This window comes from Pseudomonas sp. ChxA (genome assembly GCF_030263855.1).
Taxonomy (GTDB): domain Bacteria; phylum Pseudomonadota; class Gammaproteobacteria; order Pseudomonadales; family Pseudomonadaceae; genus Aquipseudomonas; species Aquipseudomonas fluorescens_CB.
Map to the genome: position 1 here is coordinate 2,915,590 of NZ_JARPMK010000001.1, position 18,228 is coordinate 2,933,817.

The following is an 18,228-nucleotide window of genomic DNA, read 5'->3' on the forward strand; positions in this document are numbered from 1 at the left end:
TCATGGACACCAAACTGCTCGACATCCTCGCTTGCCCGATCTGCAAAGGCCCGCTCAAGCTCAGCGCCGATAAAACCGAGTTGATCAGCAAGGGCGCCGGCCTGGCTTATCCGATCCGTGATGGCATCCCGGTGATGCTGGAAAGTGAAGCGCGTACCCTGACCACCGATGAGCGCCTGGATAAATGACCACCGCCTTTACCGTTGTCATTCCTTCGCGCTACGCCTCTACGCGCTTGCCGGGCAAGCCGCTGCAATTGATCGGCGACAAGCCGATGATCCAGCTGGTGTGGGAGCAGGCTTGCAAAAGCAGCGCCGAGCGCGTGGTGGTTGCCACCGATGACCCGCGCATCATCGAGGCCTGCAAAGGTTTCGGCGCTGAAGCGGTGCTGACCCGTGAAGACCACAATTCCGGCACCGACCGCCTGGCCGAAGTCGCCACGCAACTGGGGCTGGCGCCCGATGCGATTGTGGTCAATGTGCAAGGTGACGAACCGCTGATCCCGCCCTGCGTGATCGATCAGGTCGCCGCCAACCTGGCCGCCCATGGCGAGGCGCGCATGGCCACCCTGGCCGAACCCATCGAAGACATCGAGACCCTGTTCAACCCGAACGTGGTCAAAGTGGTCAGCGATATCAATGGCCTGGCGCTGACCTTCAGCCGCTCGACCCTGCCTTGGGCGCGTGATGCATTCGCCAAACAGCCCGACGTATTGCCCCAGGGCGTGCCGTACCGTCGTCATATCGGCATCTATGCCTACCGCGCCGGTTTCCTGCATGACTTCGTCAGCTGGGGGCCGTGCTGGCTGGAAAACACCGAGTCCCTGGAGCAGTTGCGTGCCCTGTGGCACGGCGTGCGCATTCACGTTGGCGACGCGCTGGAAGCGCCGCCCGCCGGTGTCGACACCCAGGAAGACCTTGAGCGCGTCCGCCGCCTGCTGGGGGCCTGATGGAGGTTCTGTTCGTCTGCCTGGGCAATATCTGCCGCTCGCCCACCGCCGAAGGTGTGCTGCGCCATAAATTGCGCGAAGCGGGGCTGGCCGGCCAGGTTGAAGTAGCGTCTGCCGGTACGGGTGAATGGCATATAGGCAACCCGCCGGACCGGCGCAGCCAGCGTGCTGCGCTGGTACGCGGTTACGACTTGTCGGCCCAGCGTGCCCAGCAGGTTTCGCGTGCAGATTTTGCTCGATATGACCTGATCCTGGCCATGGACCATAGCAACCTGCGCAACCTCAAGGCGTTGCACCCAGGCCAAGGCAAAGCCGAGCTGGACTTGTTCCTGCGCCGCTATGACGCCGAAGTGGACGAAGTGCCAGACCCTTACTACGAAGGCGAGCAAGGTTTCGAGCGGGTCCTGGACCTGATTGAACGTGCCTGTGATTTATTGGTGATCGAATTGAAGGGGCGGTTATGACCTTGCAAGTGCTTGCGCAGGTATCGCTCAAGCCATTCAACAGCTTCGGCATCGACGTGCGCGCCCGGTGGTTTGCCGAGGCCCGCAGCGACGCCGATGTACGTGAAGCCCTGGGCTATGCGGCGGCGCAGTCATTACCGCTGTTGGTGATCGGCGGTGGCAGCAACCTGTTGTTGACCCAGGATATTCAGGCTGTGGTGTTGCGCATGGCCACCCAGGGCATTCGGGTGCTGCAGGATGACGGTGTAAACGTAGTGGTCGAGGCCGAAGCGGGCGAAGCCTGGCACCCGTTTGTAGTGTGGACCTTGGAACACGGCTTCTGCGGCCTCGAGAACCTCAGTCTCATCCCCGGCACTGTCGGTGCTGCGCCGATGCAGAACATCGGCGCCTACGGCGTGGAGATCAAGGACGTGTTTGCCGGCCTCACCGCACTGGATCGCCACACCGGCGAGCTGCGCGACTTCAGCCTGCAAGAATGCAACTTCGCCTACCGTGACAGCCTGTTCAAGCACGAAACCGGGCGCTGGCTGATCCTGCGCGTGCGTTTCGCCTTGAGCCGCGCCAGCCACCTCAAGCTCGATTACGGCCCAGTGCAGCAGCGCCTGGCCGGGCAGGGCATCACTGAGGCGACGCCGAGCGATGTCAGCCGGGCCATTTGCAGCATCCGCCGCGAAAAACTGCCTGACCCGGCAGAACTGGGGAATGCCGGCAGCTTCTTCAAAAACCCACTGGTGTCCCAGGTGTTGGCGGCTGAGCTGAAGGCGCAGTACCCGGACCTGGTGGCCTACCCGCAGGCCGATGGGCAAATGAAGCTCGCCGCTGGCTGGTTGATCGATAAAGCTGGCTGGAAGGGCTTTCGCGACGGCGATGCCGGCGTGCATAAACTGCAGGCGCTGGTTCTGGTCAACTATGGCATGGCCACTGGGCATGACATTGCCAGCCTGGCACTGCGCATCCAGCGTGATATTGCCGAGCGTTTCAAGGTTGATCTGGAAATGGAACCCAACCAGTACTGAGTATCAGCAATCCTGTGAAAACAAAAATGCCCCGCATCTTTCGATACGGGGCATTTTTTATTGCGCTAGCAATCAGTCATCGCGGCTCATGATGCCGAAGATCTGCAGCAGGCTGATGAACAGGTTGTAGATCGACACATACAGGCTGATGGTCGCCATGATGTAGTTACGCTCACCGCCGTGGATGATGGCGCTGGTCTGGAACAGGATGCACACGGAGGAGAACAGCACAAAACCCGCGCTGATCGCCAACTGCAAGCCGCTGATCTGGAAGAACATGCCGGCAACCACTGCCGCCAGCAACACGAAGAAGCCTGCGGTAATGAAGCCACCCAGGAAGCTCATGTCCTTACGGCTGATCAGCACGTAGGCCGACAAACCACCAAACACCAGGGCAGTCATGGCAAATGCCGAGCTGACCACTTCCGCGCCGCCGGCCATGCCGAGGTAACGGTTGAGGATCGGGCCTAGGATAAAGCCCATGAAACCGGTCAAGGCAAACGCCGACACCAGGCCCCAGGCCGAGTCACGCAGCTTGTTGGTCAGAAAGAACAGACCGTAGAAACCAATCAGCACGACAAAGATATTCGGGTAGCCAACGCGCATCTGCTGCGCCACATACGCCATTACGCCGCTGAACGCGAGGGTAAGGGCGAGCAAGCCGTAGGTGTTGCGCAACACGCGGCTGACTTCAAGCTGCTCAGCCTGCGCGTTACCATTCAGTGCGTAATTCTGTTCGCGCATGGCGACACTCCTTCAGTTTTGAAACATTCAGTCGCAAGGATCATAACAGACGCTCTGTAACAAGCCATGGCAAGAGTTTGACAGTGTGTTTCATTCGGGTATTATGGCGCCCGCTGACACGGGATGGGCTATCATAATCCTGTGAAGCAAAAGGGAAATTGGCAGAGTGGTTGAATGCACCGGTCTTGAAAACCGGCGGACGTTAATAGCGTCTCCAGGGTTCGAATCCCTGGTTTCCCGCCAAGATTTACACGAAAGCCCCGCGAATGCGGGGCTTTTGCGTTTCTGGGGTTTCTTCGTGGCGGGTTTGTATTTGTTCAGCGTTCCATAACTATTATGGAAGTGTTCCAGAACTTTTCTATTTTGACGGCTTCGCAGTGGCGCCAAGCCTTCTGTAAACGCGCTTGTGATTTCCTGATTGCTATGCCGCAGCAACAGGCTTGCATCGCCAATATCCACGATTTCTGACGCCGCTTTGGGTCGAATATCCCGGAACTGAAACCCGCCGATCTTTGCGGCAAGCGCAGGGTCTCCCTGCTCAATTCAGTAACTACGATCGCCTCGTTAGCATCTGTGTAAAACAGTAGCGATGACATAGCTCTTCCTTGAGTTGACAGTAACTGCCTATATGCGCGCCTCAACACCCGGCAAACTGTACGCCTGCCGGGTTCAAGAGCGTTTAAGGCATCAAGACTGAGTCGACAACGTGGATTACGCCGTTGGACTGCATAACGTCTGCGATGCTGATACTCGCCTTACCGCCTTTGGCATCGACAACCCAAAGCTTGCCGTCGTGCAGCTTAATATTCAGCGACTCCCCCTGAACTGTTTTCAACACAACGGTGCCGCCATTCTTCTTGGCGTCGGCCATCAGCTGTGCTGATGTATGTGTGCCAGCAACTACATGGTAGGTCAGAATTTTAGTCAGGTCGGCTTTGTGCTCAGGCTTGACCAGAGTTTCGACGGTGCCTGCTGGCAGCTTGGCAAAGGCTTCGTTTGTCGGAGCGAATACGGTAAAAGGACCTTTGCTGTTGAGTGTATCAACCAGGCCGGCCGCTTTGACTGCCGCTACCAGTGTGGTGTGGTCCTTTGAATTGACTGCGTTCTCCACGATGGTTTTGCTTGGGTACATCGCTGCGCCTCCGACCATTACAGTGTCGGCAGCAAAGCTGAGAGTTGCAGTAACGGAGAGAATCGCAAAGCAGGCTGCAGCAGCAATTTTTTTGTAAAAGGCGTGCATGATGTATCTCCTTGGCTCTTATGCCCTCCGAGTGAGGGTATTGAATCTACGAGCCAACGATCAAAGTGGATGCACCTTTTCAGAAAATAACTTTTTAAGCGCAACGCCTGCCGGTTCAAACCTGTCGGTCGCCGTCCCTGACATTTCATCCACACTGAATGCCTGTAAAGGGGCGCAATTGTGGTTTGTCCGTTTTTGGCCAAAAATGGTCATTCCACCTGCCTGCAAAATCAGGGACGATTCAGTATGAGTAGTTTAAAAAGCCCGAGATTCAAAAAAATACGGTCTGTAATTGCGACAGTGTTGGTCGTCGTGATAGCAGGGTTTGTGCTGAGATACTACGAGGCAAAGGATGAGGCGAATATTGCGTTTCAGGAGTATTTACGTTCAAACCAACAGGTGACTACTCAGATAGGTAATGTTGCTTCCTTAACCTTGTTGAAACGGTTTGTATACGATGAAAGTGACACTGGGCCAGGTTTTCATCTTTACCTTTATTTGGTCAAAGGCGAGCATGGGAGCATGACTGTAGAAGTCAAAAGGATCGAGGGGAACTCGCAGATTGTGATCAGTGATATACAGGAGTAGCTGCTGGAATGAATGGCAGCGATTACGGCTCTCAATGAAGAAGCCCCTCTGACATGCAACGATACTCAGTTAGTAGATTGCTGCCGTAATGAGAGGCGGCTGTTGGCCGAAAGCGTCTTGGGTGCGCGGCGGAAGGGGTTGAGAGATTCGTGGCCGATTCGTAGGCTTGAGTCCTCGCCGGCTGGCGTGATTGTTTGATAGAAGTGACAATCTTTTCGAGTCGGTAGTCAGGGAGAGTGGCAATGGCCAGTAGAAAGCTTGAAGTGTTCCGCGAGTGGTTCACGCCGCGTAGGAAGCTATGGACAGCAATAGGACTGTTTGCAATAGCTTTGATCGTTCCAATGGTTAGCCCAGGAACGAACCTCATTTGGCTTGTTGGTCCTGCTAGTATTTTTTTAGGGGGTTGGCTTATTCCCGATACGAAAGAAAAGCGATAGGGATGTGCCGGCTGGCGTGATTTGTTGATATGGGGTATTACGGGTGCCCGAGACGGGGCTGGTTTATAGGAGGTGATATGGGTATCTCGATTGACACGGCTCACAAGCTTTTAACTGCTGTTGAAAGCTTGGCTACTTCTGCTGAGGGTTTGGAGCGCAGAGCTGTTATGGCATCTCATAGCTTGATAGGGATTAGTGCGGAAGACTTTCCAGAGGGGCCTCGTACTTACTGGAACTATGTTTCTGCAAACTCCGCTTCCATTCATGCTGGATCAGCGAGTGAGCAAGTTGTTAAAAAGTACGTCGGTTCGATCTGGCAGCTTTTCGAAGCTTGTCGTCCGAAACACTGAATCTCAGCGCAAGAGATGAGAGCGGGTGAGGCCGCTTTGCGCCGGCCCAAGGCCTGTTGGCACGCGGCTTCAAATTCACTACCGAGGATTTCGTTGGCCCCCTCGATGTTCTCGTTTCCATCCTCGAGCCTGAGGCCGAGGTTCAGGTACACGGCCCCTTCCAACTCGAAGAACACACCGCCGCACATCCACAGTGCGCCCGGGTTCAGGCCGATCGCCTCACGCAGTCAATTCAGCACACTCAGGCTGGCGCACTATCCGCACATGAGTCATCTTTACAATTCACGGTCTAAAGCGACCCTATGAGAGGTAGGGTGCACGCACAACAAAAAAGCCTGCGCAATAACGGTCTTCAAGCCAATACGATGAGCAGCGCCTATCCCGCCAAATACAAATCGCCACGATGAGCGATGTGCACCTTGTTGCCATCTGGATCACGCAGGTAAGCACCATAGTAACCATCACCATAGCGGGTGCGTTGGCCAGGTTCACCTTCATCAGATCCACCTGCAACAAGCCCAGCTGCATAAGCGGTATCTACCGCACTTGGAGAGGGTGCAGTGAAAGCCACCATGCTGCCATTCCCAGCTCCGGCCGCATTGCGGTCATAAGGGCTGTACACATAAAAGCGCGGGAGAGCGCTATCTGGCTTGATCCAGCAGGCCGAAGGTGGCCCGCCATCAGGGGTTACAGGCCTACGACAGAGTCCCAGGGGGATCAGCACCGCGTCATAGAAGGTAGACGCTTTATCAAGATCGTTTGTCCCAACGGTTACGTGGCTGAACATCCCGTGTTCCTACTTACGAAGGCGAGGCGTTATCGTGTCATTTTGAGGGTGGGCGTGTATAGCGGTCGTCGGGTAAGGCGACGAGGGCGAGTCTCGGCCCTCCAAATCGCAGGCAAAGAAAAGCCCGCGATGGGGAGTAGCGGGCTTAAAGGGATGTTCTCTAGGAGCTGGGGTAACCATAAGCGGCCGAGTGTGAAAGGGATGTGAAAGGTTGCGCTCAGTAGGACATCGCGATTGCCTTGACGTTGTCGCCTGATACGGCCTGCGTGCTGACAAATGCCAGTAAGGCGCTTGCCAGAGACCAGAAACCCGGCGCTGGGCCGGGCTTCGATGTGACAGCGTCGGAAACTAACGATGCTTGTTCTTGTGTTTATGCTTGTTGTTGCCTTTGTGCTTTCTACCATCGGATCGATGATTGCTCTCATCATCCGCCAGGTTGTTTCCTAGCGCGCCACCTGCCGCGCCGCCGAGACCTGCACCGATGGTCGAGCCGGTTGTACCGCCGAGGCGGTTACCAATCAATGAGCCACCCGCTGAGCCGATCCCTCCACCTAATGCAGCTTCGGCTCTATTGCCTTTTTGAGCACCGACAGCACTGCCGGCAGCACCACCTACGCCTGCGCCGACCGCCGCGCCCGTTGAGCCGCCGAGCTGTTGACCTACGATGTTGCCAAGTGCACCACCAACGCCGCCTCCAAGGCCGGCTGTGCCATCTCCGGCAGCCATCGCTCCTTGCGAAATGAGGACGCCCAACAATAGAGCGGGCAGTGTCATTTTCATTTTGTGAACCTCTATGGGTTGTCAGCAGGCGCTCACGGTTTAAAGCACGCCTGGCATTGGGACTCGACCAAAAGTTTGAAGTTCTTTGCGGGCGGTGCATGCGGGCAAATGGTTGTAACAAGATATAAGCGTACCGCCTTCACCTCATCCTCGCACACCATAGAAGTGGTTCAGCGCTATCAGCTCAACCACAGCCACGAAAACGCACAGCGCAACGAAGCCAGGGCTGAAGACTCGCTTGCGATTGGACGAGCCTGCGCCCATCCAGCCTGCGTCGCAAGCGCCAGGAATGACCATGAGGAACGTCAGCCAGGTAATGACCCCGACCTTGCTCCAGAAGCTCTGATTTCGCCATGCTGTCATGCGTTTCTGTTATCCATGAATGTCATCGCCAGTCCACGTTTGGCGTCTACGGCTCGTGATACAAGAACATTCCCTTCTCGTTACTTTCATCGGCAGCGCTGAGCGCTCGAGCCGCCAAGGCCATCGTTTCACGGTATTGAAAGTGATGCCGGGGCGGCAGTACAAGCACGCTTGTCCACGAGGGGTCGCCTTCTATAGCCAGCGGTAGATTATGGCAAATCAGCTGATGCTCAGCAGATCTATTGCCCAGCGCGGCTCTTAATTGCTTAGTCAGATCCGATGCGCCGGGGCGGGTGTAGTAGTTAGCCAGCACCAGACCATAGGCCTTCAGCGCGCCTAAAATCTCACCTTGATCTGACTCATCATTGAGCACAGCTACCACTGGCATATCGCACTCCTTGCAATCCAGGTTTAAGACTTTCGACTGCCGAATGGGTGTCGGCGTTACTGGAACTCCATCCATGCTGGATGGGCCCACAAGCCAATGACAAGTTTTCTGATACAGAGATCACACTTACATACCAAGAGTAGGCATGATTACCCGGCCGCACTCTATGAGTTGGCCGGCTGTTACTTGAAGTTCGCGGGTGGGTTTCGCTGCATACCCGGCAAGGAAGCCGGCGGCGACAAGCGCCATGCACAGTAAGGTGTTTCTCAATATCATGCTGGGCGCTCGCTGACTGATTGATGTAAAGCAAGCAGCACAGATTCCAGATTATGCAAAAGGTTCCTGATGGTCGCCCTCATTGAGCTATGGTAATTACCAACGCTGTCGACCAGGGACTGATCACCAGCGGGTGTGCCAGGCATGTGCCGCCGCATACTGAGAACACTGAACGACTCCGACTGGAGGCGTTCGTATTGCGTTCATCTGACTTTTGATAGGGCACCATGGATAAGCGGCTCGCAGGTCTATCATTTTTGCTTACCCTGGGATGGGTTGCCACGGTGGTATCTGTAATGTGGTACTTCTACGACAATTAGTCTAAAGGCCGAATCACTTCTGTGCCCTCAATTACGTAGGCTGCTGCCAACACGAACAACACCAGTGAAGCACAGGCGGTCAATTGAGAGAGGCGCACCAGCTTCTGCTCCATCATGGAGCGCGGCGCCGCAGCGCCGCGCTTTAGATCACGCCACGATGTCGCTGACGGCTGCCTGGCCAACGGTGGTGACGAGGAAATCGGCCACGCCGTGTCCGGAGAAGTCCACCGCCAAGGTGCCCAGGTTGGTACCCGAGGCATAGCTCAGCACAGCATCACCAGTATGCCCGGTGAATGCATTGACGAAGCTCAAGCCTGTACCCTTGGTAATGCCCGACAGGTCGATCTTGTCCGAACCGGAGGTGAAGTCGAAGATCGTGTCTGCAGCCCCTGGCTTGGAGTCGGAACTGGCACCATATACGAAAGTGTCGTTGCCGGCGCCGCCCCATAGTTGGTCCGCACCGCCACCGCCGTAGATGATGTCGTTGCCGGCACCGCCTTTAATGATGTTGGCGGCGTTGTTGCCAATGATCAGGTCGTTGCCCGCGCCACCAAAAGCGTTTTCAAGGGTAACGCCCTTGGCGATGGACACGTTGCCCACCAGGCCGCCGATGTCGGAGAACGAGGCCTCATTGAGGTTGATCTTCTGGTTCTGGGTGAAGTCGGAGAAGTCCAGGGTGTCGTTGCCGCCACCGTCCCATACCGAGAACACCAGCTTGTCGGCATTGGAGGTGGCGCTGTAGAAGTCCCGCCCGGTATTGGAATTGAACCCGTAGGTAGTGTCGCCGGCGCGGGTGGCGTAGTTGGCGCCGTAGAGCTTCTGGATCGCGGCAATGTCGTCGATCAGCGGGCCGGCTGCATAGGCTTCGCCTCCGCCTTTACTGAAGTTTTGATCGGTGTTGCTCTCGCTCCAGTAACTCATCACGGAGTACCCGTGTGTATCTTCGGCATATTTCGCATCGGAATAGGACGGCTGACCCACGCTGGCATCGTACGCGCCTGGGTGTTGAAGTCCAAGTGTGTGACCAATTTCATGGGTTAACGTTTGACGGCCGTAATTACCGTTCGCGGGCGTCAAATTTTCTTGGTAGTTTTTATTGGTATAAAACAACGCGTCACTGTTTCCGCTATTGTTTGGGTAGAACGCGAAAGCTGATCGGGCACCGCCGTGCTGCAGGTCATTGCTATAGTTGCCCAGGGATATATGTGCGTCGCCTCCGCTTTTAGATTCACGGAATGAGATATTGGCGACGTCCGACCAGGATCGGAACGAAAGGGCTGCCTGGGACTTCTGTTGTGCGTTGAAAGCGACGAAGCCAGAAACATTCTCAGCGGCGTAAGATTTACTTTCTGAGGTCAGAAAGCTGTAGGTGAAATTGTACTTGCTATTATGGTCATTATCACCCCAATAGTAACCGCCTCGGGTTATTTCATCAGCAGCCTGCGCAACAGTGTAAGACGGCTTGCCATTTATATAAAATCCTCCTCGATCATACGCGTGTGAAAAATTCTGGAGGCTTTGATAGTCTTCACTGGTTTGGAAGCCTGCCGAAGAAGTACCTGGATTAACAAGATTTTTCGTTGAGACAGTCATAAGTTTACATTCCTTCGTATCCATTGAGTGTGGAGTGCTCTAGGCTTATCACGTGTTCGTTGTTTTCTTGTTGTGTTGATCTTTATAAAGGAGTAATGCGTTTAGTGTTATTTAAAAATTAAATATAATATATAACGTATTGAAATATCCTTAAATATTTTCAGGGAGGTCAAGCGGATGGGTGGTTTGATAAATGTGAGCGGGTGGCAATTCGTATTGGCAATTTGATCCTGATGGGTGTATCAATGCACACACTTATTTGAAGGATCAAAATCATGCGTTTTTTGATTGGCTCATTAGCGCTACTCACCTCAGCTGTCGCACTCGGTGATGAAGCCCAGATGAAGCAGTGGGAAAAGATGGATCGTTGCTCGAACGCGGCCTTTATCGCGGTACAGATCCTGGAGGAAAGCGCTGACACCGGTAAACAGGCGATAGCACTACATGGAGCGGTACAAGGACTCAAAACCAACACAAAACTGGCAGAAGCAACGCCTACCGAAAACGAAGTCAGGAGTGCCTATAACTTTGCGCTTCGGATCTCTTACACGATGCCTCGGCCTTTCGCAAAGCGCGAGCATGATTGGCTGATCGCCCAAGCTGCGACATCGTGCACGCTATGGGTTCCTAGCGCCCACGCCCAGTAACCACAGAGCGTGGTTGGCGGTCGCTCGTTATCTTTCGAGCCAATGATTTATCGTCATATCGCTACTTTATATATTCATGTCCGTGCCTCGACAGAATCCAATATCATCAACTAGGCTGACTCTCTGCCCGCCAGCCGCGTTTATGCGGCCACACAAAAAACGAGGCCGAGTTGGTCGTTACGCGTAACAACACCTTGTATCCCGTAGGCCTTAACGTTAAGTTCTACATAGACGGCACCTTGGCAGCAGAATTTGGCCAGGCCGAAGTGAGGTGGTTTGGCCTGAAGCAGGGCGCGCATATTTTTGCGATCAATGACGATGGTGCCTCGTTTGAATAACTAAAGGATTGACACCTATGAGTGATGGAAATTTATCGATCGTTGAAATTAATTTTGCTGAGGCGAATGTTTCGGTACAACGCTGCGCCGTAGACGCTATCGATCGATCAAAAATAACTCCAGAGAAGCTATTTCTATTGTTCATTGGGGATAGGCTGGTAGGGGTTTTTTTGACAATAAAAGAAGCCTACGAACGATGGGAAGAAATTAAAAAGCTAGAGTGCGAGTCCAAGAATGAAACAGCGCAAGCGATCCTCAGAAACTATAAGGAAAGTGTGCTTCCGACGAATGCAAAAGTGAATGCCGGTAATGACAGGCGCATAGGCCTTGCAAAGACAAGTGTGAAATAATGATCGCTTGAAGAGGGACGTCGGGTATTGGATTAACCTTCCGATGGCGAGCATAGAGAGTGTCGGTTTCACCTGCGTAAAAAAGCCCGCAACCGCGGGCTCATCTCACATCACATCTCGACTTACTTGAACAAACCACCAATAGCATTAATTGCATCCGCAGCCTTGTTCACGTTCTGCTGGTGTTGAGGGTTGGTATCCACCTGTGCTTGGGTGTTGTAACGCGCGTTACTGCAACTTTTATTGGTTTGCGTCAGGGCTGCCTGAAAGGCTGTCGCGCGCAAAGTGTCGCCTTTGGCGTTGGCTGCATTGATGTTGGTTTGCAGGTCGCGGATCTGCTGTTGGCAGGAGGCGTTGTTGGCAGTGGTGTTGACGGTGTTGGTGCTGCTGCCACCCAGGGCGGAAGACAAGGCGCCCGTCAGGGCCGTCAGGTCGGCGGCGTGGGTGGGCAGGGTAAACAGGCTGAACAGGGCGGCGGCGGGTGCGAGTTTGTTAAGACGCATGGCAAACCTCAATGTTTGATTGCCTGCACACGCGTCAGCGCCCGAGCTGGCGCAGAGCAATATCCGTATAAGAGTGAGCGCTCGGGTGGAGGGAAATACTATTGGGGCAGTTTTTGTGCTTCAACACTGGCGTTGCAGAAGTGTGAAGGCTTTCACGTTGTTGGCGGGACATGGCCAGGGCTGTCTGCGCCTCTAACCGCTTGGCCCGCCCGCCAACACGCCAATCAGACAAAGAAAAGCCCACGATGGGGGCGCGGGCTTAAAAGGTGTTCACTTAGGAGCTGATTTCAGGCTAGGCGCGCCACTGTGAAAACCGCGTGAAAACCGTGTGTGCATTATGTGTTTTGCACCCAGGCATCACGCTCAAGTACTGTGCTCGTTCCTTATCCAACCTAAGCAACGGTGTGTTCATGTCCAATGAAGTGCAGCTTGTCGTGATGATCAATACCCAGCCCGGCAAGGGCTCGCAGCAGTTGGCAGCGTTTCAGGCGCTGGCGCCTAAGGTGCGGGCCGAGCACGGGTGCCTGAACTACGACCTGCATCCGGTGGTGGGCAACCCCGACAGCTTTGTCCTCATTGAAAAGTGGGCCTCAAAGGACGCATTGGATGCCCACCATGTCGCCCCTCATATGGTCGCGGCAGCCCAGCACAATCCGTCTTTTCGTGCCGGGCCTGCGACCGTTTTGCTGTTGGAGGAAGCGGTATAAGGCCGCTTTCAGAGCCAGCGCCTTCAAGGTCTTTGAATAACCGACGGTACCCTTTAAACAAGGATGAACACTGTCATTGTGGCGAGCAGGCTTGCCCTGCGCTGGGTGGCGAAGCCGCCCCAAATCAGGCGACTCGGTGAGCCAGTGATAGCGGGCTGGGGCTGCTGCGCAGCCCAACGCAGGGCAAGCCTGCTCGCCACGGGTTGCTTTTCTTCAGCTCGATTGCTGATTCGACTTGCTTGACTGCGTAGGGCATGGTTTCAAAGCGGCACCCGCCTTATCTTGCCGCTCAATGGCACCACCGTGTTGTAGGGCGTTGGGATTGGCCGCCCGGCCAGGCCCATGCCTTCGCTGATCAGCACGGCGCCCGGCACCACGCATAAGTTGGACGGCGTATCCAGGCCGCGCACCAACACTTCGACTTCCCGGGTGAGCAGGTTGCAACGCAATAAGCGCCCAGTGAATCGGGTAAAACCGCCGTGCAGCGGCTCGCCGTTCCAGTCCGGCAACAGCGGTTGTTGCAGGTGGCTGCACAGCTCCAACACCAGCAACCTGCCGCGCGGGCACAACGCCAGGCCCGTGGGCAATTGCAGGCCGCGTATCACCACCTCTACTTGCCCGCTGGCCGGGTGCACGCGGATCACTTGACCGGCAAAGTCGGCAAAGTCGATGCCCTTGCGCGCCGTGTCGCCGTGCAGTTCGCCAGAGAACAGGCTGATCAGCACGGCGTCCGTATGCGGCTCGTATACCAACGTCACAGGCACGGCTTCCTGGCTCTGATCGAGTTCCGGCAGTTGCGCCAATACCCGTTCGTCCCGGCCCTCAGTGAACTCCACCAGTTGGTTGGTATCCGGCTTTACCGCCAGCCAGCTGCGGCGGGTCGGGTGGTAGCACAGCGCGTTCAAATTGCCCCGGCTGTGGAAGACCGGCTCAGGCGGGTTGTATTGCAGGTCGAGCAGTTGCGAGCCTCCGACATAATCGGTCAGGCTGGCCAGGCAACGCCCCTCACCGCAGGCGATATCCGAGATACCCATGATTTCATCACGCAGCATGCGCGCCTGCATGTTCATGCTGCGAAAACCGTGGGCGATGACTTCGCCGGACAAGTATTCGCCAGGCCGTGCAGGGTCGGGTTGCAAGCGGCTGATGCGGCCGCTGAAGGGCTGGTCCGCGAGGCCGGAGCCGGCTTCGGCCAATAGCAGGCTGCCGTCGTCTTGCAGGCACAGGCCGCGCGGGTTGAGCAGTCCTTCGGCAATCAGTGTGCTGGAGTGCAGCGCCTCAATGGGCTGCGCCGGAATATGCAAGGTCATGGACTGAGCTCCTATTGCGGCGGCTGCCATGGGCTGCCGGTGAGGTAGGCGCGTAGCAACGCACGTTGGGCCGGCGACATCGAGCGCACCACCGGCATGAACAGCGTGGTGCCTTTGTAGGCGTCCGAGGTGCGCGCCAGAATCGCGTTTTTCGCGCCCATGATCGCGTCTGGCTGGTTGAGCGGCACATAACGCGACATGGCGGGGAAGGCCAGGTAGTGAAAACGCAGCACGTTCGGGTAAACCTGGGCCCAGGTAATGGTGCTGCCCTTGGCGATACCGAAATCAGTCTGGGCGTATTTGCGCAGATTGGTGAAGAAGGCACCATCGTCCACGCCATTGGCCGTGCAGGTCAGCGCGACAAAACCGGCCTGGCCAGCGCTGCCGCTTTTGAGCGTGACCGGAAAACTTACCGTCTGTTGCCCGGCATTCACGGTCAGCGAAGTGGGGAAGTTGAGAAAGTCGATGTACTGCTTTTGATCGTAAACCCCCGGAGCGCTGGCTGCGAGGCTCACCTTGGTGGCGTTGCGCACCGGCCCGCCCAGATAGCTGACCCGCAAGGTGATGGTCAGTCCATTGGGATAATCCTCCAGGTACACATTGCGCTGGTCGGCATACACCCGGTAAGTCGCTTCGGTGGCGTTGAGTTTTTTACCGTTCACCGCATTGGGCGCGGTGATGTTCAACGCGGTGGTTCTCACGGCTTGCTGTTGGCTGGTACTCAGGGGCAGGTCGACGATACCTCCGTACACGTAGTAATTGACCAGCGGGCTGGCGACGGGGTTGAGCGTAGTCAACGGTGCGGCACCGGCGGCAATGGTTACCGGCCCGTAATTGGCATTCGGCCCGATGGGGCTGGTGATGTCATCGCGCACGGCGCGGAAGGTTTGCTTGGGGATGACGTTGACCATATCCAGGCTCAGCAAACCATTGTTGCCCAGCGCCGCGTAGGCGGCATTGCCCGTGGCCTGGTTGACGATCTGGCGGCCCGGCTGGCAGCCCGGCAACTCGCCGGCAAACGCCGGGGCCAGGGTGCCGATCACCCGGCCGATGCTCGGGTTCGGCGTGTATTTACCGGCGGCGTAATCGGCGTCCAACTGTGCCGTGGTCATCTGCGGGCACATCTCGAACATTACAAACCGCAAGACAATGCCCGTCGCCCCCGGCGCCTGGATAATCGCCTTGAGGCCTGCGCTGTTCTGGTTCCAGCTGACGATACTGCTCAGCGGAAAAGTCAGCTGGAACGTGCCGCTGGCATGGAACGAGCCCGGTGCGTCCATTTTTGCCGGATCGAGCACGCGGCCGGTCACGTCATAACTACTGCACACTGCATTGTTGCGGATCAGCAACTGAATATTGTCGTTGCCGCCAATTTGCAGGCCGCCGACAAAGATCTGCGTGGTGGTCGAGGCGCTGGGGTCCAGGTCCACCATCATCGGGCCGGAGACCGGGCCTTGGCCGGTCACCGGGTCTACCGAACCGAGCAGGTAAACCGGCTGGCCAATCAGGTCGCCGGTGGTGCTGATGTTGCCCGGCAAACCCTGGGAACTGATCAAGGCGTTCTGCATGTCCACCACATGCTGGCCATAGTGGTTCCAGCCGCCGGCCGTGTAGTAGTTGCCGGCCGGCGCGTTGATCATGTTGTTCAGTTGGTCATCGGTATAAGACTGCGCACCCGGCGCCAGGGTCGAGGTGGTCAGGTCGAACAGCGGCCAGTTCGGGTTGCCATTGAACGGGATGGTCGGCGAGTTGTTGGGCAAGCTCACGTCCGTGCGGATGCCGCCCCAGAAATTCAGTCGTGGTCCATTGAGGATGCTCATGGTCTATTCCTTGTCCGTGGCGTGTGGGGTGACAGGCGGGTTGGCGAATTTGAACAGGTAAGAGAAATCAGACTTGAACGGGCTCTTCACCGGCGTCGCCATGGAATGGCAGTTCATGCAGCTGCTGTTGGGCTGGATATAGCTCTCCATGGTCACGTTGGCCGACAGCGCCGGTGTCGGCTGGCCCAACGGGTTGCTCGGGTTGTTGGGCATCAGCGGGCGCTGGGTGGTGATGAGCTGGTAGTACTTCAAGACGCTGCGTTGCAAGCCGGGGTTGGCCTGGTAGTTGGCATTCACCCAGCCTGTGGCGTCGGCAATTGGCGTGACGCGGTTAAGCGGGTTCGGCGTCTTGATCGTGGTGCCGGGCTTGGGCACACAGACCAGTTGCGTGCCCTGTGTCTGCCAGTTGCACGGCGACTGGTTGAGCGTGGTGGCCGGGGCCAACGGGTTGTAGTAGGAATACGCCGTACCGGAGACCGGCTGATCGACCCACTGGCCATTGACCTTGGCCTTGGGCGGTACGTTTTCGATCTGCTCGAAGGTCGACCAGATCCACTGCGGGTAGCCATTGACCTTGGTGATGATATGCAAGCCCACCAGCCCCAGATACGCCTCGGTCACGCCGGTGCGTTGGCCCTGATTATTGAACGTGGCCACGCGCGCAATTTGCGTCAGGTAATGGCTGGCGTTGTCCCTCGGGGTGAGGATGCGCCAACTCGATTTGATCTCGATCACGCCGTTGGGGAAGCTGATGTTATTGGCTTTGGATACCACATTCGCGTTGTAGAAGCTGTTGCCGACAATGTAGTTATAGGACGCCTGGTTGGCCGAGATATCGTAGTAGGTCGGGTTGCCCGCCTGGTCGATCAGCCAGCCACCGACCGCCTGGTCGATGGAGTTGACCAGCGAACTGTTCTTCAGCGCGGCAATATTGATAATACCCAGGCTGCGGGCCGTCAGCGGGCTGTTCCATGGCCCAGGGTTGGCGGCGCCTGGCAGGAAGATCTCACTGACCGTCTTGTAGGTTTGCCACACGGTGTAGCCCGAATCCCCCGGCTGTTTGTTGCAGTTGGGCGTGCCGCGCTGCCCGTCCTGGGCCGGCCAGTTCAGGGCGACAAACATCTGCCAGCTGTATTGATCGAACTGGTCCTGCGGCGCATTCGCGGCGGGGGCGCTGGTGGGCGGCTGGCAGTTGAGCTGTGTGGCCAGCGTCGATGCTTGCGGTTCTTCGCGCGCCAGGGCCGGCACGCTGACCAGCCCCAGCAGCATCACACTCAGTAGGGTTTTCATGATGATCTTCCTCAAGGCTTGCGCTGCATCAGTTGGTTCCACTGCGCCTTATGGCCGTTGCTCTGGGATGCCGGCGGCTCGAACAACTGGCACGGCGGCGGGTTCGACGGGCACATGGCGGCCACTTGGTCCCAGGTCTGCCTGGGGTCGGGTTTGGCGATACGGAAGTTGGTGTAGTTCTGGCTCACGATCGGCGCATTGGCGACGCTGGTGTCCCCGGAAAAGAAGAACGACTGTGGCGAGCGGTAGGGCGGTGCGCCGGTCTGGCGCTTGTTGAAGGCATAACCAAACAGGATCGGCCCCGCCGGTGATTGCAGGTCCAGGGCATAGGCCTGCACGCTGGCGTTGAGGTTTTTGCTGCGCTCGGCGCTGTAGGGCAGATGCTCGATAAAGTCCTGACGCGGCGGGTGGTTCATCGGCGAAAACATGCAGCAGGCCGGCATGTCTTTCGGGCGGTCCTGCGGGTAAGTCAAAAAGTACGCCTTGTTGCCCAGGGACACGAACGAGCAAGTGTAATTGTTGTTCTTGATCGGGAAGATCGGCAGGCAGTACTTCTCGTAGTGTTCCATCATCGCGCCGAAGCCGTCGCCATCCGGCGGGATATACGTGGTGTCGTAGTAGCTCGTCCCGCGCGAGACCGTGTAGTCGGCAGGGGTGAGGGTCGAGGGTGGATTGCTATAGGGCGGCGGGTTTTTCGCGTAGTTGTTCATGACCCGGTACATCGTCCAGTCGCTGATCCATTGCGCCGGGAAAAACGGATCGGACGGCTCGCCCGGTAAACGCTTGGCGATGCAATTGCCGTTCTGCTGATTGCACCCTTCGCTGTTGTGTACACCATTGGTGAAGTACACGGCGCCGCTGTCGTCGGCGGCAAACGCGGCGGGGCTGAGCAGCACAAGCAGCAGCAACAGTCGGCTCAAAAGGCGGGTGTTCATAGGGCACTCCTGTGTAGTGCCGGGCAGCCGTCA

23 protein-coding genes, 1 tRNA gene and 1 pseudogene are annotated in these 18,228 nt (G+C 56.7%); 11 read left to right on the plus strand and 14 right to left on the minus strand.

Annotation, left to right across the window (positions count from 1 at the left end; genetic code table 11):
- Positions 1-2: 2 nt before the first annotated feature.
- Genes P5706_RS13105 through murB form a run of 4 tightly spaced genes read left to right on the plus strand, consistent with a single transcriptional unit; the run spans position 3 to position 2,429 of the window.
- Positions 3-188, plus strand: coding sequence for a Trm112 family protein (locus P5706_RS13105; RefSeq protein WP_003174668.1), 186 nt, complete (start codon positions 3-5; stop codon positions 186-188).
- The gene (gene kdsB, locus P5706_RS13110; protein ID WP_200431806.1) at positions 185-949 is read left to right on the plus strand and encodes a 3-deoxy-manno-octulosonate cytidylyltransferase; all 765 of its coding nucleotides are present in this window, start codon (positions 185-187) and stop codon (positions 947-949) included. The genes P5706_RS13105 and kdsB overlap by 4 nt, the downstream gene beginning before the upstream one ends.
- On the plus strand, positions 949-1,413 hold the full coding sequence (locus P5706_RS13115; RefSeq protein ID WP_200431805.1) for a low molecular weight protein-tyrosine-phosphatase: 465 nt from the start codon (positions 949-951) through the stop codon (positions 1,411-1,413). The genes kdsB and P5706_RS13115 overlap by 1 nt, the downstream gene beginning before the upstream one ends.
- Positions 1,410-2,429: a UDP-N-acetylmuramate dehydrogenase gene (murB, locus tag P5706_RS13120; RefSeq protein WP_285679481.1), complete on the plus strand. Its 1,020-nt coding sequence runs from the start codon at positions 1,410-1,412 to the stop codon at positions 2,427-2,429. Before P5706_RS13115 ends, murB begins: the two co-directional genes overlap by 4 nt.
- 72 nt (positions 2,430-2,501) lie before the next feature.
- Here murB and P5706_RS13125 read toward each other — a convergent pair whose 3' ends face one another.
- Positions 2,502-3,173 carry a Bax inhibitor-1/YccA family protein gene (locus P5706_RS13125; protein WP_058419884.1) on the minus strand — a complete coding sequence of 224 codons (672 nt, stop codon included), beginning with the start codon at positions 3,171-3,173 and terminating at the stop codon, positions 2,502-2,504.
- Between the two features lie 152 nt (positions 3,174-3,325).
- Between P5706_RS13125 and P5706_RS13130 the strand changes: the two genes are divergently transcribed.
- Positions 3,326-3,416: transfer RNA gene (locus P5706_RS13130), tRNA-Ser, on the plus strand.
- A gap of 115 nt (positions 3,417-3,531) precedes the next feature.
- Here P5706_RS13130 and P5706_RS37200 read toward each other — a convergent pair.
- Both P5706_RS37200 and P5706_RS13135 read right to left on the minus strand, forming a co-directional pair.
- A pseudogene (locus P5706_RS37200) lies at positions 3,532-3,713 on the minus strand (integrase); the annotation flags it as partial.
- A 139-nt stretch (positions 3,714-3,852) separates the two neighbouring features.
- Positions 3,853-4,413 carry a fasciclin domain-containing protein gene (locus P5706_RS13135; RefSeq protein WP_200431803.1) on the minus strand — a complete coding sequence of 187 codons (561 nt, stop codon included), beginning with the start codon at positions 4,411-4,413 and terminating at the stop codon, positions 3,853-3,855.
- A gap of 246 nt (positions 4,414-4,659) precedes the next feature.
- On the opposite strand from P5706_RS13135, the gene P5706_RS13140 reads away from it, so the two are divergent.
- Complete coding sequence (locus tag P5706_RS13140) at positions 4,660-5,001, plus strand: hypothetical protein (RefSeq protein ID WP_285679482.1); 342 nt, start codon at positions 4,660-4,662, stop codon at positions 4,999-5,001.
- A 514-nt stretch (positions 5,002-5,515) separates the two neighbouring features.
- Positions 5,516-5,788, plus strand: coding sequence for a hypothetical protein (locus P5706_RS13145; RefSeq protein WP_285679483.1), 273 nt, complete (start codon positions 5,516-5,518; stop codon positions 5,786-5,788).
- On the opposite strand, the gene P5706_RS37205 is transcribed toward P5706_RS13145, so the two are convergent.
- The 6 genes from P5706_RS37205 to P5706_RS13170 all read right to left on the minus strand — a co-directional run bounded on the left by P5706_RS37205 (position 5,701) and on the right by P5706_RS13170 (position 10,295).
- Positions 5,701-6,015: a Mu-Gp12 family protein gene (locus P5706_RS37205; protein ID WP_502945509.1), complete on the minus strand. Its 315-nt coding sequence runs from the start codon at positions 6,013-6,015 to the stop codon at positions 5,701-5,703. The two genes, P5706_RS13145 and P5706_RS37205, sit on opposite strands and share 88 nt — an antisense overlap.
- A gap of 149 nt (positions 6,016-6,164) precedes the next feature.
- The gene (locus P5706_RS13150; RefSeq protein ID WP_285679484.1) at positions 6,165-6,575 is read right to left on the minus strand and encodes a VOC family protein; all 411 of its coding nucleotides are present in this window, start codon (positions 6,573-6,575) and stop codon (positions 6,165-6,167) included.
- A 348-nt stretch (positions 6,576-6,923) separates the two neighbouring features.
- On the minus strand, positions 6,924-7,355 hold the full coding sequence (locus P5706_RS13155) for a hypothetical protein (protein WP_200431801.1): 432 nt from the start codon (positions 7,353-7,355) through the stop codon (positions 6,924-6,926).
- A 144-nt stretch (positions 7,356-7,499) separates the two neighbouring features.
- Complete coding sequence (locus P5706_RS13160; protein ID WP_202940730.1) at positions 7,500-7,718, minus strand: hypothetical protein; 219 nt, start codon at positions 7,716-7,718, stop codon at positions 7,500-7,502.
- A gap of 46 nt (positions 7,719-7,764) precedes the next feature.
- Positions 7,765-8,106 carry a hypothetical protein gene (locus tag P5706_RS13165; protein ID WP_200431800.1) on the minus strand — a complete coding sequence of 114 codons (342 nt, stop codon included), beginning with the start codon at positions 8,104-8,106 and terminating at the stop codon, positions 7,765-7,767.
- A 743-nt stretch (positions 8,107-8,849) separates the two neighbouring features.
- A complete protein-coding gene (locus tag P5706_RS13170) occupies positions 8,850-10,295 on the minus strand; it encodes a serralysin family metalloprotease (protein ID WP_352231389.1) in 1,446 nt (481 codons plus the stop codon).
- Between the two features lie 275 nt (positions 10,296-10,570).
- Here P5706_RS13170 and P5706_RS13175 point away from each other — a divergent pair, with 275 nt between their 5' ends.
- The 3 genes from P5706_RS13175 to P5706_RS13185 all read left to right on the plus strand — a co-directional run bounded on the left by P5706_RS13175 (position 10,571) and on the right by P5706_RS13185 (position 11,630).
- Positions 10,571-10,942 (plus strand): hypothetical protein, encoded by a 372-nt coding sequence (locus tag P5706_RS13175; protein ID WP_200431798.1) that lies wholly within the window; start codon positions 10,571-10,573, stop codon positions 10,940-10,942.
- A 170-nt stretch (positions 10,943-11,112) separates the two neighbouring features.
- On the plus strand, positions 11,113-11,280 hold the full coding sequence (locus P5706_RS13180; RefSeq protein ID WP_285679485.1) for a hypothetical protein: 168 nt from the start codon (positions 11,113-11,115) through the stop codon (positions 11,278-11,280).
- A 17-nt stretch (positions 11,281-11,297) separates the two neighbouring features.
- Entirely contained in the window at positions 11,298-11,630 is a 333-nt protein-coding gene (locus tag P5706_RS13185) for a hypothetical protein (RefSeq protein WP_285679486.1), read from the plus strand.
- Between the two features lie 122 nt (positions 11,631-11,752).
- On the opposite strand, the gene P5706_RS13190 is transcribed toward P5706_RS13185, so the two are convergent.
- A complete protein-coding gene (locus tag P5706_RS13190) occupies positions 11,753-12,133 on the minus strand; it encodes a DUF1090 family protein (protein ID WP_285679487.1) in 381 nt (126 codons plus the stop codon).
- Positions 12,134-12,543: 410 nt separating this feature from the next.
- Here P5706_RS13190 and P5706_RS13195 point away from each other — a divergent pair, with 410 nt between their 5' ends.
- The gene (locus tag P5706_RS13195; RefSeq protein ID WP_200431794.1) at positions 12,544-12,840 is read left to right on the plus strand and encodes a putative quinol monooxygenase; all 297 of its coding nucleotides are present in this window, start codon (positions 12,544-12,546) and stop codon (positions 12,838-12,840) included.
- A 260-nt stretch (positions 12,841-13,100) separates the two neighbouring features.
- On the opposite strand, the gene P5706_RS13200 is transcribed toward P5706_RS13195, so the two are convergent.
- From P5706_RS13200 to P5706_RS13215, 4 genes are read right to left on the minus strand one after another with little or no spacing between them, the layout of a single operon-like run.
- Positions 13,101-14,150 carry a hypothetical protein gene (locus tag P5706_RS13200; RefSeq protein WP_285679488.1) on the minus strand — a complete coding sequence of 350 codons (1,050 nt, stop codon included), beginning with the start codon at positions 14,148-14,150 and terminating at the stop codon, positions 13,101-13,103.
- Between the two features lie 11 nt (positions 14,151-14,161).
- Positions 14,162-15,970, minus strand: coding sequence for a hypothetical protein (locus tag P5706_RS13205; RefSeq protein WP_285679489.1), 1,809 nt, complete (start codon positions 15,968-15,970; stop codon positions 14,162-14,164).
- Positions 15,971-15,973: 3 nt separating this feature from the next.
- Entirely contained in the window at positions 15,974-17,260 is a 1,287-nt protein-coding gene (locus tag P5706_RS13210) for a hypothetical protein (RefSeq protein WP_285679491.1), read from the minus strand.
- 11 nt (positions 17,261-17,271) lie between these two features.
- Complete coding sequence (locus P5706_RS13215) at positions 17,272-18,195, minus strand: hypothetical protein (RefSeq protein WP_200431790.1); 924 nt, start codon at positions 18,193-18,195, stop codon at positions 17,272-17,274.
- Positions 18,196-18,228 lie beyond the last annotated feature (33 nt).